The organism is Aquipseudomonas guryensis, assembly GCF_014164785.1.
GTDB lineage: Bacteria > Pseudomonadota > Gammaproteobacteria > Pseudomonadales > Pseudomonadaceae > Aquipseudomonas > Aquipseudomonas guryensis.
Window position 1 is genome coordinate 22814 of the sequence record NZ_JACJFN010000006.1, and the last position, 12361, is coordinate 35174.

14 protein-coding genes are annotated in these 12361 nt (G+C 64.1%); 7 read left to right on the top strand and 7 right to left on the bottom strand.

Translation table 11 applies throughout. The features are described 5' to 3' along the window. Positions 1 to 152 precede the first annotated feature (152 nt). Together H3H45_RS19285 and H3H45_RS19290 are read left to right on the top strand one after the other, a co-directional pair. Positions 153 to 2027, top strand: coding sequence for a di-heme-cytochrome C peroxidase (locus tag H3H45_RS19285; protein WP_182835324.1), 1875 nt, complete (start codon positions 153 to 155; stop codon positions 2025 to 2027). Positions 2028 to 2041: 14 nt separating this feature from the next. Then, complete coding sequence (locus H3H45_RS19290) at positions 2042 to 3187, top strand: catalase family protein (RefSeq protein WP_182835325.1); 1146 nt, start codon at positions 2042 to 2044, stop codon at positions 3185 to 3187. A 100-nt stretch (positions 3188 to 3287) separates the two neighbouring features. Here the strand turns inward: H3H45_RS19290 and mtnC are convergent, their stop codons facing one another. The 5 genes from mtnC to aroC form a co-directional block, all read right to left on the bottom strand. Further along, the gene (gene mtnC / locus H3H45_RS19295) at positions 3288 to 3971 is read right to left on the bottom strand and encodes an acireductone synthase (protein WP_182835326.1); all 684 of its coding nucleotides are present in this window, start codon (positions 3969 to 3971) and stop codon (positions 3288 to 3290) included. Positions 3972 to 4173: 202 nt separating this feature from the next. Next, on the bottom strand, positions 4174 to 4719 hold the full coding sequence (locus tag H3H45_RS19300) for a 1,2-dihydroxy-3-keto-5-methylthiopentene dioxygenase (RefSeq protein WP_182835327.1): 546 nt from the start codon (positions 4717 to 4719) through the stop codon (positions 4174 to 4176). A 67-nt stretch (positions 4720 to 4786) separates the two neighbouring features. After that, positions 4787 to 5398 (bottom strand): methylthioribulose 1-phosphate dehydratase, encoded by a 612-nt coding sequence (locus tag H3H45_RS19305; protein WP_182835328.1) that lies wholly within the window; start codon positions 5396 to 5398, stop codon positions 4787 to 4789. After that, entirely contained in the window at positions 5395 to 6549 is a 1155-nt protein-coding gene (locus H3H45_RS19310) for an MFS transporter (protein ID WP_182835329.1), read from the bottom strand. Before H3H45_RS19310 ends, H3H45_RS19305 begins: the two co-directional genes overlap by 4 nt. Continuing rightward, the gene (gene aroC / locus H3H45_RS19315) at positions 6546 to 7637 is read right to left on the bottom strand and encodes a chorismate synthase (protein ID WP_182835330.1); all 1092 of its coding nucleotides are present in this window, start codon (positions 7635 to 7637) and stop codon (positions 6546 to 6548) included. The genes H3H45_RS19310 and aroC overlap by 4 nt, the downstream gene beginning before the upstream one ends. Positions 7638 to 7814: 177 nt before the next feature. Between aroC and H3H45_RS19320 the strand changes: the two genes are divergently transcribed. Beyond that, positions 7815 to 8597, top strand: coding sequence for a hypothetical protein (locus tag H3H45_RS19320; RefSeq protein WP_182835331.1), 783 nt, complete (start codon positions 7815 to 7817; stop codon positions 8595 to 8597). 100 nt (positions 8598 to 8697) lie between these two features. On the opposite strand, the gene prmB is transcribed toward H3H45_RS19320, so the two are convergent. After that, complete coding sequence (gene prmB, locus H3H45_RS19325) at positions 8698 to 9612, bottom strand: 50S ribosomal protein L3 N(5)-glutamine methyltransferase (RefSeq protein WP_182835332.1); 915 nt, start codon at positions 9610 to 9612, stop codon at positions 8698 to 8700. Positions 9613 to 9757: 145 nt separating this feature from the next. Here prmB and H3H45_RS19330 point away from each other — a divergent pair, with 145 nt between their 5' ends. The 3 genes from H3H45_RS19330 (at position 9758) to H3H45_RS19340 (ending at position 11366) form a co-directional block, all read left to right on the top strand. Continuing rightward, positions 9758 to 10351 (top strand): cysteine hydrolase family protein, encoded by a 594-nt coding sequence (locus H3H45_RS19330; RefSeq protein WP_182835333.1) that lies wholly within the window; start codon positions 9758 to 9760, stop codon positions 10349 to 10351. A 94-nt stretch (positions 10352 to 10445) separates the two neighbouring features. Further along, positions 10446 to 10772 carry a hypothetical protein gene (locus tag H3H45_RS19335; protein WP_182835334.1) on the top strand — a complete coding sequence of 109 codons (327 nt, stop codon included), beginning with the start codon at positions 10446 to 10448 and terminating at the stop codon, positions 10770 to 10772. 33 nt (positions 10773 to 10805) lie between these two features. After that, positions 10806 to 11366, top strand: a complete 561-nt coding sequence (locus H3H45_RS19340; protein WP_182835335.1) for a Smr/MutS family protein — start codon at positions 10806 to 10808, stop codon at positions 11364 to 11366. 3 nt (positions 11367 to 11369) lie between these two features. On the opposite strand, the gene H3H45_RS19345 is transcribed toward H3H45_RS19340, so the two are convergent. After that, positions 11370 to 11918, bottom strand: coding sequence for a carboxymuconolactone decarboxylase family protein (locus H3H45_RS19345; protein ID WP_182835336.1), 549 nt, complete (start codon positions 11916 to 11918; stop codon positions 11370 to 11372). A gap of 87 nt (positions 11919 to 12005) precedes the next feature. Between H3H45_RS19345 and H3H45_RS19350 the strand changes: the two genes are divergently transcribed. After that, entirely contained in the window at positions 12006 to 12341 is a 336-nt protein-coding gene (locus H3H45_RS19350; protein ID WP_182835337.1) for a winged helix-turn-helix transcriptional regulator, read from the top strand. The last annotated feature ends 20 nt before the right edge of the window (positions 12342 to 12361 follow it).

The following is a 12361-nucleotide window of genomic DNA, read 5'->3' on the forward strand; positions in this document are numbered from 1 at the left end:
TGTAAGGGTTAACAGCCAACTTAGCAGGCATCAGTAGGCTTCTGGCTGTACTCAGGCAGCTAACTGACAAGTTTGGAATGGCTACTTGCCATCCAGCCACCGGATTGGCATAAACGTACCCCATAACAAAATCGCCACACGGATGTTGAAGTATGCGAACCCTGCGCCGTGCCCTGTATCTGGTCGTACTGCTCGCCCTGCTCGCCGGCGCCGTAGTGCTCTACTACATCGCCAAGCCCAATTTGCCGCAGTTCAGCCCGCCCAGCCAGGTGCATTACCTCGGCCAATGGGATGAGAAAGCGCGCCAGACCTACTACTACACACCGCAGGGTACTCAGGTCAAAGGCCTGCGCTACGACTGGTTCACTGCGCTGGAACTGCCCTTCTCCACCGACAAGTTCGCTACCCCCGACTACCTGGCCCGCTTCGGTTTCCTCACCGATCCGCAGCAGCAAGCCAGCGCGCTCAACCCCGGCAACCTACCTGTAGGTTTCGCTCGCCACCAGGACGTGGAAAGTGGCGCGCAGTTCCTCGATATCACCTGTTCCGCCTGCCACACCGGCGAATTGCGCTACCAAGGCCAGGCCATCCGCATCGACGGCGGCGCCGCCCTGCACTCGCTGGCCTCCACCGTGCCTACCCTCAAGGGCGGCAGCTTTGGTCAGGCGCTGGGCATGAGCATGGCGTTTACCTATTACAACCCGATCAAGTTCAAGCGCTTTGCCAAGACGGTGCTGGGCGACAACTACGAACAAGGCAAAAAACAGCTGCGCAGCGACTTCAAAGTGGTACTCGACCGCCTGCTGGGCACCGCGATGAACGACTGGCACCGCGGCCTCTACCCCACCGAGGAAGGCTTCGGCCGTACCGATGCCTTCGGCCGCATCGCCAACAGCGTGTTTGGCGATGCCATCGACGCCAGCAACTACCGGGTGGCCAACGCGCCAGTCAGCTACCCGCAGGTGTGGGACATCTGGAAGTTCGACTGGGTGCAATGGAACGGCTCGGCCATGCAGCCGATGGCGCGCAATATCGGCGAGGCCCTGGGCGTAGGAGCCACCCTGCACCTGTTCGACGAGAATGGCGGGCAACTGAGCGAGGCCGAGCGCTATCCCTCCAGCGTGCGCCTGCGTGATCTCTACACCCTGGAAGAAACCCTCAAGCAGCTGAAACCGCCGGTTTGGCCGGAAGCAGTGCTGGGCAAGGTCGATATCGAGCTGGCCAGCCAAGGCCGCGCCCTGTTCAGCGAAAACTGCGCCTACTGCCATGCGCCTGATCCCAAGCCGCGTGACGAACGTCTGGCTGCAGCGCGTGATCCGGAATGGCGCATGCGCATCGTGCCGACGCGGATCATCGGCACCGACCCGACCACCGCCGACAACATCGCCGACCACCGCTTCGATATCAGCAAGCTGGGCTGGAAGAAGGAAGAACTGGCCAAGCTGGACGTCAAACTGTTCGGCGCCAGTCTCGACGAAGTCGATTTCGCCAGTATCTCAAGCGCCAAGGGCCTGGCCTACATCACCGCCTATGTGGAAAACCGCGCTTACCAGGATGCCGGCATCCAGCCGCGTGAGCGCTGGCGCATGGACGGCTACGGCCTGGCCATCGGCGTGCAGGAGAAGCGAGGTTACAAGGCGCGCCCGTTAAACGGTATCTGGGCCACCCCGCCTTTCCTGCACAACGGCTCTGTACCCAACCTGTTTCAGCTGCTGTCGCCCGTGGTCGAACGGGACAAGCAATTCTGGGTCGGCAACTTCGAGTACGACCCCAAGCGCGCCGGTTTCCTCACCGGCCAGTTCGACGGCGGTTTTCTGTTCGACACCCGCATCACCGGCAACAGCAACCGCGGCCACGAATTCCGCGACGGCTGCCGGGTCGACGGGGTAATCGGCCGCGCGCTGGCCCCGCAAGAGCGCTGGGCGCTGATCGAGTATCTCAAGGTCATGGGTGATCCGGCGCTGGAAGGCCAGCTCAAGCCCGTCGAAAGCAAAGCCTGGACCCCTGGCCCCAGCTGCCAGATCTGACAAGGATATCCACCATGCTCAAGCGTTTCTGGCTCTGGCTCGGCCGCCTGCTCGGCAAGCTGCTTCTCATCCTGCTCCTGCTCGGCCTGCTGGGCTGGGCGATCGGCGCGCTGTACTACGGCTGGAAGTTTTCCGGCCCGGTATCGACCGAGGAGCAGATCCCGGCCGATGAGGCCGCCCTCACCCAGGGCATCATCGAAGACGCCATCAGTGTGGTCGAACAGCACCGTGACAACACCCGCGTGCTGCGCGATGCCCATGCCAAGGCCCACGGCTGTGTGAAAGCAGAAGTCACCGTACTGCCGACCCTGGATGCGACCCTGCGTCAGGGTGTACTCAGCGAGCCGGGCAAAACCTGGCAAGCCTGGATGCGCCTGTCCAACGGCAACGCCTACCCGCAGTTCGACCGCGCCCGCGATGCCCGCGGGATGGCTATCAAGCTGCTCGACGTGCCCGGTGACAAGCTGCTCAGCAGCCCGGCCACGGCCGGCGACCAGGACTTCGTGATGTTCAACCACCCGGTGTTCTTCGTGCGCGATGTGGCCGAGTACAAACAGAACTTCGCAGCCCAGGCCAACGGTCAGAAGATCCTCGCCTTCTTCCCCAGCTGGGATCCGCGCAGCTGGGAGCTCCGTCACCTGATCATCGCCCTGAAGACCCTAAGCCCGGCGCCGGAGAGCCCGGTGGCAACCACCTACAACTCCATCGCTCCGTTCAAGCTTGGCCCACACAACATCAAATACCGGGTGATTCCCGACCCGGCCAGCTGCCCGTCCTACGCACTACCGGAACAGAACGAAGACCTGCCTAATTTCCTGCGCAGCGCCCTGTACCAGCAGCTGTCGCTGGATCGCGTGCCGGCCTGCTTCGCCCTGCAGGTACAGCGGCAGAACCCCGAACACTACATGCCGATCGAAGACCCCAGCGTGGAATGGAGCGAAGCCATCTCGCCTTTCGAGACCGTGGCAACCATCAAGGTGCCGGCCCAGGACTTCGATAGCCGCGAGCAGAACCTGCTCTGCGACAACCTGTCGTTCAACCCCTGGCACGCCCTGCCCGAGCATCGGCCGATTGGCGGCATCAACCGCCTGCGCAAGGCCGTGTATGAAGCAGTGAGCGTGTACCGGCACCAGCGCAACGACGCGCCGCAGGCGCACTGAAACAGCAAGGCCGCCCTTCGGGCGGCCTTCGTATTGCTGTAGCCCGGATGCAATCCGGGGAAGCAGGCAACTCTGTTCCCGGATTGCATCCGGGCTACGCTCAGAAACGCTGCAGGTCGATCACCGCAAAGCTGGCCACCGTGTCGTGGCCGCGCAGCTCGCCCCCTTCGCGGGCCAGGCCGATGGTCTGCAGACCGGCCTGCTGCGCGGCATCCAGCTCCTCGACGATATCGGAGAGAAACAGAATCTCGTCGGCTGGCAGGCCGATGCTCTCGGCGATACGCCGATACGAGCCCACCTCGCGTTTGGGTCCACTGGTGGTATCGAAATAGCCGCTGAACAGCGGAGTCAGGTCGCCCTCCTCGGAACAGCCGAAAATCAACTGCTGCGCCTGAATCGACCCCGACGAGTAGACATACAGCGCATAGCCCTCGGCCTTCCAGCGCTTGAGCGCCTCCACCGCATCCGGGTAGACATGCCCCTTGAGTTGCCCGGCCTGGTAGCCTTCGGCCCAGATCATGCCCTGCAGCGCTTTGAGCGGCGTGGCCTTGCGGTCTTCGGCGATCCAGCCAAGGAGGATCTCGATGAGCCGGATCAGGTCGGCATCCGCCTCGCCGCTTTGCGCCCGCACCGCGTCCAGTTGTTCGATCAGCAAGGGCTCATCGGCGTGGTGCAGCACGAAATCCGGCAGATGCCTCGCGGCATAGGGAAACAGCACATCGAAAACGAAACTCACCGAGCTGGTGGTGCCTTCGATATCGGTGAGGATGGCTTTGATCGGCATGGGAAAACTCCAGATTTCGGGTGACGATCTCCCCCACAAGCAGTGAGGTGAGACAGGCGGTTTGGCGCGCTCAGACGGGCTGACACGACACAGGCAGCTTCGCAACAGTCCCCTCTCCCGTAAACGAGCGAGGGGAGACAAACGGCTTGTGCTTTGCTGGCAACTACGCGCCGCCCTCCGCCATTTAGGGGGCGCTCGGTAATCAGTCTTCCAAACGCGGGAAGCGGCTGGCGATCTCGTCGCCGGTGAAATTGGCCACCCAGCCCTCGGGATTGTTGAACAGGCGAATGGCCACGAAATGCGGGAACTCGCCCATGTCGAACCAGTGGCGGGTGCCGGCCGGTACCGAGATCAGGTCGTTCTTCTCGCACAGTACGGCGTACACGTAGTCGTCGATGTGCAGGCTGAACAGGCCACGCCCGGCGACGAAGAAGCGCACCTCGTCCTCGCCATGGCGGTGTTCGTCGAGGAACTTGGCGCGCAGTTCGTCCTTCTGCGGGTGATCCCTGTTCAGGCTAACCACGTCGACCGTGACATAGCCCTGCTCACGCATCAGCTGGTCGATCTGCGGGCGATAGGCGGCAATCACCTCGTCCTGGCTGGCGCCGGGCTGGATCTTCGCGGCGGCCTGCCAGCGCTCGAAACGCACACCGACTTCGCCCAGGGTGCTGGCGATGTCTTCCAGGTGGGTCAGCACCTTGTTCGGCACGTCCGGGCTGGACTGGTGGTAGACGGTCAGGCTGCTCATGTTCAATCTCCGGCCCCGGCGGGCTCTCATGTTCCGTAGGGTGCGCCATGCGCACCACGCAGGCGCCTCAGCGTTGCAGGGCGCGTACCTTGAGTTCGCATTCGAAGAGGAATTCGAAGGCTTCGATCTGGCGCAGGGCGTCGCTCATCTGCGCGCCCCAGGTGTACAGGCCGTGGCCGCGGATCAGGTAGCCGACGCAATCCGGGTGTTCATCGAGCCAGACCTGCACCTGGGACGCCAGGCGCGCGATGTCCTGATCGTTGTCGAAGATCGGCACCTCGACCTGGCATTCGTGGGTGCTGACGCCGGCGAAGGCCTTCTGCAGTTCGTAATCGGCAAACACCAGTGAATCGCTCAAACACAGGCGCGACAGCACCGTGGCGTTGACCGAGTGGGTATGCAACACCGCGCCGATCTGCGGCTGCCAGCGGTACAGCTGGGTGTGCAGCAGGGTCTCGGCCGAGGGTTTCTTGCCCGGCTCCAGGCTGTTGCCGTCGAGATCGGTGGCCAGCACGTCGTCCGGCCCTAGCTGGCCCTTGTGCTTGCCGGAGACGGTGAGCAGCGCCTGCTCAGCACTCAGGCGCGCCGAATAGTTGCTGCTGGTGGCCGGCGACCAGCCGCGACCGTAGAGAAAACGCCCGGCCTCGATGATCTGCTCGGCGAGTTGTTCGCGGTTCATGCCTGCTCCTCGCGCAATCGGGTGGCAATGATAAGGGTCGCGGCCAGCGCGACCAAGCTGGCGATGGCAAAGGTCCAGGCCGGCCCCAGGCTGTTCCAGCTATAGCCGGAGTACAGCGCCCCCAGCGCCCCGCCAATGCCGGCCATGGCCGCGTACAGCGCCTGTCCCTGGCCCTGCTGGTTGGCGCCAAAACTGCGCTGGACGAAGTGGATCGCAGCCGCATGGAAGCTGCCGAAAGTGGCGGCATGCATCAGCTGGGCGAACAGCAGCACCGCCAGGTGATCGGCCAGGTTGCCCAGCAGTAACCAGCGCAGCGCCGCCAGGGCAAAACTGGCCGCCAGCACCTGACGCAGGGAGAAACGCGCGAGGATGCGGGTCATGAACAGGAACAGCACGATCTCCGCCACAACGCCCAAGGCCCACAGCAGGCCGATCACTCCGCGGCTGTAGCCAAGCGACTCCAGGTGAATGCTGAGAAAGGTGTAATACGGCCCATGGGACATCTGCATCAGCCCCACGCACAGGTAGAAGGCCAGCACACCCGGCCGGCGCAGCTGGGCCAGGAAACCGCCCTCGCTGGCCACGCTGTTGTTTGCCTGCGGCGTGGCGTTAGGCACCCAGAAGCTGCTCAGGGCAATACCGGCGATGATCAGCAGCAGCGTCCAGGGGTAGACCGCCAGGCTGTAGACCTCGAACAGCTTACCCAGGCCGACCACGGTGAGAATGAAGCCGATCGAACCCCACAGGCGGATCTGCGAATAGCGCGCCGTCTGTTCCTGCAGGTGGGCCAGGGTGATGACCTCGAACTGCGGCAGCACCGCGTGCCAGAAGAAGGCGTGCAAGGCCATCACCAGGGCCAGCCAGGCATAACTCTGATCGACGAAGATCAGGCTCAGGCTGAGCAGCGTGCAGACCGCGCCGAAGCGCACGATGCGCAGGCGCTGGCCACTGCGATCACCGAGCCAGCCCCACAGGTTGGGCGCCACGCAGCGCATCAGCATGGGGATGGCCACCAGCTCGCCGATGCGCGCCGGGCTGAAGCCGAGAAAGTCGAAATACAACGCCAGGAAGGGTGCCGTGGCACCCAGCAGGGCGAAGTAGAACAGGTAGAAGCCGGACAGGCGCCAGTACGGCAGCGCGGCTGTCGTCACAGTTGGCCGAGTACCGGTGTAGTGACCTGCACGCCGGTATTCTGCGCGCGGTGGCGCAGCAGGTGGTCGAGCAGCACGATGGCCATCATCGCCTCGGCAATCGGCGTGGCGCGGATGCCCACGCAGGGATCGTGGCGGCCCTTGGTGATCACTTCCACCGGGTTGCCGTCGACATCGATGGAGCGGCCCGGGGTGGTGATGCTGGAGGTCGGCTTGAGCGCCAGATGAGCAACGATCGGCTGACCGGAAGAAATGCCGCCGAGGATGCCGCCGGCATTGTTGGAGAGGAAACCTTCGGGGGTCAGCTCGTCACGGTGCTCGGTGCCGCGCTGGGCCACCGAGGCGAAGCCGGCGCCGATTTCCACGCCTTTCACAGCGTTGATGCTCATCAGCGCGTGGGCCAGTTCGGCATCCAGGCGGTCGAAGATCGGCTCGCCGAGGCCTGGCATCACGCCTTCGGCGACCACGGTGATTTTCGCGCCGACCGAATCCTGGTCACGGCGAAGCTGGTCCATGTAGGCCTCCAGCTCCGGCACCTTGTCCGGGTCGGCGCTGAAGAAGGCGTTCTGCTCGACGCTGTCCCAGGTCTTGAACGGGATCTCGATCGGGCCGAGCTGGCTCATGTAGCCACGCACCGTGATACCGAAGGCGCCCAGCACCTTCTTGGCGATGGCGCCGGCAGCGACACGCATGGCGGTTTCGCGCGCCGAGCTGCGGCCACCACCCCGGTAGTCGCGGATGCCGTACTTGTGGTGGTAGGTGTAGTCGGCGTGAGCCGGGCGGAACAGATCCTTGATCGCCGAGTAGTCCTTGGACTTCTGGTCGGTATTGCGGATCAGCAGGCCGATGGCGCAACCGGTGGTCTTGCCCTCGAAGACGCCGGCGAGGATCTCGACTTCATCGTCTTCCTGGCGCTGGGTGGTGTGGCGGCTGGTGCCCGGCTTGCGCCGGTCCAGGTCACGCTGCATATCTTCCAGGGACAGCTCGATGCCCGGCGGGCAACCGTCGACGATGGCGACCAGCGCCGGACCATGGCTTTCGCCTGCGGTGGTGACGGTGAACAGCTTGCCGTAGGTATTGCCGGACATGCAGAAAGCTCCGCGAGGGCCTGAACGAGGGGGCGCCAGTATACCTGCGGTGCCCGACCAGTTCACCCTCGATGGCGAGTTGCATCAGGCTGGCGCTCTGCCAGCCTCCAGAATGCGCAGAAACAGTCGATAATTCGCATACCAGTGCCCTGCCCGCCTGGCCCAAGGATGCCCGCCATGACCGATACCGACGCCCAGCAACCCGCAGATGAAGTGCCCGCCGCGCCACAGCCGCATCCCTGGCAGGATCTGCCGGCCGAGCAGTTGCGCCTGTTGCGCCTGGCTCCGCTGCCGACCGACCGACATACCGGTGCGCGGCCGCTGCGCTTTGTTCAACTCGGCCGCGCCGAACGCCATAGCCCGGAACAGAGCCTGCTGCGCCTGAGCATCGACCTGCCAGGGCAGCGCGTGCGCCGCGAGCAGAATGTGCTGGAAGTCTGGGCCGACCACCGCAGCCGCGAAGTGCGTTTCGGCGCCGACAAGGGCCTGCAGATTGAACCGGTCAATCGCGGCATCGGTCGCTTCCTGATGGCCCAGGGCATTCTCTGGGCCCGCCAGCGCTGGCCCAACTACCAGGTCGAGGGCGGCGCCCTGGCGGTCAAGGACATCCTCACCGACGACGCCCGCCTGCGCCGCGACCACTTCCTGCGCGCCCTGGGCTTCGAAGTCGAGTACCAGGACCTGCTGCAGCTGAAAGCCACCTACGGGGCAAAAAGCGTTAGCGCGCTGATCGGTGAATGGAACCGCGAACGTTTGCAGCAGGTGGAGCCACTTGAAGCCGGCGCCATGCTGCAGCAGGCCGACCAGAGCCTGCACGAGCAGGAGGTCAAGATCGGCAAGCTGGAACGCAAGATCGAACTGCTCAAGCGCGAAGACAGCAGCCTGCGCTTCACCATCGGCTGCCTGGTGACCCTGGCGCTATTCCAGGCCGGGCTACTGATCTGGATCGCTACCCGCTAAAGCGATCATTCATCAAGCAGCACTTAGCCGGTAGCCCGGATGCAATCCGGGAAAAACTGCCTGGCTGAACGCCCCCGGATTTCATCCGGGCTACATCGGTTCAGCCATTCAGCCGCGAGCGGAACAGAGCTTGATGCTCGCGGCACTGCTTGGCTGCCAGCAGGAACACGCCGTGACCGCCCTGTTCGAACTCCAGCCAGGTGAAGTCAACCTCCGGGTACAGCGCTTCGACATGCACCTGGCTGTTGCCCACTTCGACGATCAGGATGCCCTGCTCGCTCAGGTGATCGGCCGCCTCGGCCAACATGCGCCGCACCAGATCCAGGCCATCATCGCCGCAGGCCAGGCCCAGCTCCGGTTCGTGCTGGTACTCGGCCGGCATGTCGGCAAAGTCCTCGGCATCGACATAGGGCGGGTTGGACACGATCAGGTCGAAACGCTGGCCCGGCAACCCGGCGAAGCCATCGCCCTGCACGGTGTACACACGCTCTTCCAGCTCATGCCGCTCGATGTTCTGGTTGGCCACTTCGAGGGCCTCGAAGGACAGGTCGGCCAGTACCACTTCGGCCTCGGGGAAGGCATGGGCGCAAGCGATGCCGATGCAGCCCGAACCCGTGCACAGATCGAGGATGCGTGCCGGCTCGGCGGGCAGCCAGGGCGCGAAGTGCTGGCCGATCAGCTCGGCAATCGGCGAGCGCGGCACCAGCACGCGCTCATCGACGATAAAGGGCAGGCCACAGAACCAGGCTTCGCCCAACAGATAGGCGGTCGGCACGCGCTCTTCGATGCGGCGTTTCAACAACGCCAGCAGGTGTTCCTGTTCGTCCTCTTCGAGACGGCAATCGAGGTAGCCATCGGCGATTTCCCACGGCAGGTGCAAGGCGCCGAGCACCAACTGGCGTGCCTCATCCCAGGCATTGTCGGTGCCATGGCCGAAGAACAGCTGCTCGTCATGAAAACGGCTGACAGCCCAGCGAATGTGGTCGCGCACGGTGCGCAGGCGGGATTGGGACACGGGACAGACCTCCAGAACGGGTGGGCGATTCTAGCCGCAAGTGCAAGCGTTTTGCCCGGTCGAATCGGCGCGTTGTGCTGCAAAGGTTCACAGATGGCTCTAGCAAGCAGAGAATAGAACCACAGCCACATCAGGAGCCTGCGTCATGTCCGATCCCAAAACCCTGTTCCAGCTGACTGGTCGTGGTTATGCACCAGCCACCTTGAGCAAGGCCACCCTGTTGATCATCGACGCGCAGGAAGAGTATCGCAGCGGTGTCTTGCAGCTGCCGGACGTGGACGCCGCCGTGGCGGAAATCACCACCCTGGTACAGGCCGCCCGCCGCCTCGGCACCCCGGTCGTGCATGTGCGTCACCTCGGTATTCCCGGTGGCCTGCTCGACCCGCAAGGTCCACGCGGCCACTTCCTCGCCGGACTGGAGCCGCAAGGTGGCGAACCGGTAATCGAGAAGCGCCTGCCCAACGCCTTCGCCGGCACCGACCTGCACGAGCGTCTGCAGCAACTCGGCCACCTCGACCTGATCGTCTGCGGCTTCATGACCCACTCCAGCATCAGCACCACCGTGCGCGCGGCCAAGGACTACGGCTACCGCTGCACCCTGGTAGACAGCGCCTGCGCCACTCGCGACCTGCCCTATGCCGGTGAACTGATCGGCGCTCGCCAATTGCACCGCATGGAGATGGCTGCCCTGGCCGACAACTACGCGATTGTCGTGCCCCAGGCTCATGCGCTGATCTGAACCAGTCACTCAGCAGCTGCAAGGCTGCGCCCCGCGAATGGAACCCTGGCAGCCAAGGCCGGTCATAGCGCCGATAGCCCATGAGGAAATCGGGATGAAGTTGTCTGATGGTTTTGATGCTCGCCGACTGCGCCCACGCGGCCCCGGTGGCTTGCGCTGGCGCCTCGGCGCCGTGTTCGCAGCGTTGTTGGCCAGCCTGGGCGTCCTGCTGACGCTGGCTGGAGCGTCTACCCTGCTTGGCCGCCCGGCCGCGCTAGGCCCGCTGAATGACAGCATCGGCGCCGCCATTACCCTGTTGCTAGGTGGCTTGTTGCTGCTGTGGCTCGGCGTGGGCCTTTGGCGCCGCTGCCGCCGGCATATGCGCCAGCGCTACAGCAACGAACTGAGCCTGTCGCCACGCCTGCTGAAAAAGCGCGGCTGATCCCGGTAAACTGGCCTCCTGTGTGGAGGCACTATGCAAGAAGACGACGACCTGTCCCTGTTTCAATCCGCCGTGCGTGGCGTCAAACCGATCAGCCATGACCGCGCCGATACCGGCAAAGCCAAGGCCGACCGCCAGCGCCTGAACACTCTGCGCCAGGCCGCCACGCTGAAGACCGACAGCATCACGGTTGACGGCCTCTCCGACCTGTTCGTCATCGACGTCGGCGCCGAGGACGAGCTGTACTGGGCCCGCGACGGCGTGCAAGACAGCCAGCTACGCAAGCTCAAGGCCGGCCAGGTGCCTTTCGAAGGCAGCCTCGACCTGCATGGCATGAGCGTGGAAAAAGCCCGCGAAATCCTCTGGGACTTCTTCGCCGAAGCCGCCAAGATGGAAGTGCGCTGCGTACGCGTGACCCACGGCAAGGCCGCGCGCAAGGATGGCAAGCGCCCGCTGATCAAGAGCCACGTCAACACCTGGCTACGCCAGCACCCGCAGGTGCTCGGCTTCACCTCCTGTCTGCCCAGGCATGGCGGCGCCGGAGCAGTCTATGTGCTGCTCAAGCGCACCATGATGGATGGCCGCGACGAGTAACCCTCAGGCCGGGAAGCGCGGCGCGTGGGCCTCATGTTCCACGCGCAAGCTGTTCACCACAAACGACACCGCGTGGTAGAAACCGACTAGCAGCAGGCACTCGATCAACTGCTCGGTGCTGAAATGCTGCTCCAGGCGCAGCCACAGCCCATCGTCCACCTGCGCCTGCGCGTGCAGACCGTCGGCCAACGCCAGCAATGCCTGCTCGGCAGGACTCCACAAGGCTGGATCAATCGGCGTATTGCAGGTATCGGCAATCTGTTGCGGGCTGAATCCAGCCTTGCCGGCAAAACCCGCCACATGCACGCCCCACTCGTACTCCGCCCCGCACAGTGCAGTCGCCCGCAGGATCAACAGTTCGCGCTGGCGCAGCTCGATGCTGCCACGATCGAGCAAGCCGCCGGCGATCATGCGCTGCAGCACCCGCGGGTTGTGCGCCATGCTGCGAAACAGTTTCAGTGGCGGCATGCCCGGTGGCATGACCCGCTCGAAGGCGGCCTGCACCTCGGCGGCATAGGGTGGTTGCAGCGGCTGTACACGGGGTATGGACATGGGCAAAGCTCCTGCTCCACTGATATGCTACGAAATAAGTAGCAAACAGAACCTAACCCGCTACTAAAAAAGAAGCAAGGAACTGCAATGAGCTTTCCTCAGCCCGGCGACGCAGTACGCGGCTCGACCACGGGTCGCCCGATCATGGCCCTGCTCGATCTGCTCGGCCGCCGCTGGAGCCTGCGTGTGCTCTGGGAGCTACATCAGGCCCCGGCCAGTTTTCGCGATCTGCAGGCGCGCTGCGAAGGAGTCTCGCCCTCGGTACTGAATACCCGCCTGGGTGAATTGCGTGAGGCACAGTTGCTGGAGAACGGTGAGCGCGGCTATCAGCTCTCCGCCCTCGGTCGGGAGCTGGTGCAGCAGTGTCTGCCACTGGCGCTATGGGCCGACAACTGGGCCGCGCAACTGACTCCGCGGCCTTAAAAGCTGGGCGATCTGGCGTA

What these genes read in the sequence shown, in the direction of transcription:
- H3H45_RS19290 (WP_182835325.1), top strand. Translation starts at nt 2,042, where the DNA reads ATGCTCAAGCGTTTCTGGCTCTGGCTCGGCCGCCTGCTCGGCAAGCTG.
- H3H45_RS19285 (WP_182835324.1), top strand. Translation starts at nt 153, where the DNA reads ATGCGAACCCTGCGCCGTGCCCTGTATCTGGTCGTACTGCTCGCCCTG.
- H3H45_RS19340 (WP_182835335.1), top strand. Translation starts at nt 10,806, where the DNA reads ATGCAAGAAGACGACGACCTGTCCCTGTTTCAATCCGCCGTGCGTGGC.
- H3H45_RS19300 (WP_182835327.1), bottom strand. Translation starts at nt 4,719, where the DNA reads ATGAGCAGCCTGACCGTCTACCACCAGTCCAGCCCGGACGTGCCGAAC.
- H3H45_RS19330 (WP_182835333.1), top strand. Translation starts at nt 9,758, where the DNA reads ATGTCCGATCCCAAAACCCTGTTCCAGCTGACTGGTCGTGGTTATGCA.
- aroC (WP_182835330.1), bottom strand. Translation starts at nt 7,637, where the DNA reads ATGTCCGGCAATACCTACGGCAAGCTGTTCACCGTCACCACCGCAGGC.
- H3H45_RS19345 (WP_182835336.1), bottom strand. Translation starts at nt 11,918, where the DNA reads ATGTCCATACCCCGTGTACAGCCGCTGCAACCACCCTATGCCGCCGAG.
- H3H45_RS19320 (WP_182835331.1), top strand. Translation starts at nt 7,815, where the DNA reads ATGACCGATACCGACGCCCAGCAACCCGCAGATGAAGTGCCCGCCGCG.
- mtnC (WP_182835326.1), bottom strand. Translation starts at nt 3,971, where the DNA reads ATGCCGATCAAAGCCATCCTCACCGATATCGAAGGCACCACCAGCTCG.
- H3H45_RS19350 (WP_182835337.1), top strand. Translation starts at nt 12,006, where the DNA reads ATGAGCTTTCCTCAGCCCGGCGACGCAGTACGCGGCTCGACCACGGGT.
- H3H45_RS19305 (WP_182835328.1), bottom strand. Translation starts at nt 5,398, where the DNA reads ATGAACCGCGAACAACTCGCCGAGCAGATCATCGAGGCCGGGCGTTTT.
- H3H45_RS19335 (WP_182835334.1), top strand. Translation starts at nt 10,446, where the DNA reads ATGAAGTTGTCTGATGGTTTTGATGCTCGCCGACTGCGCCCACGCGGC.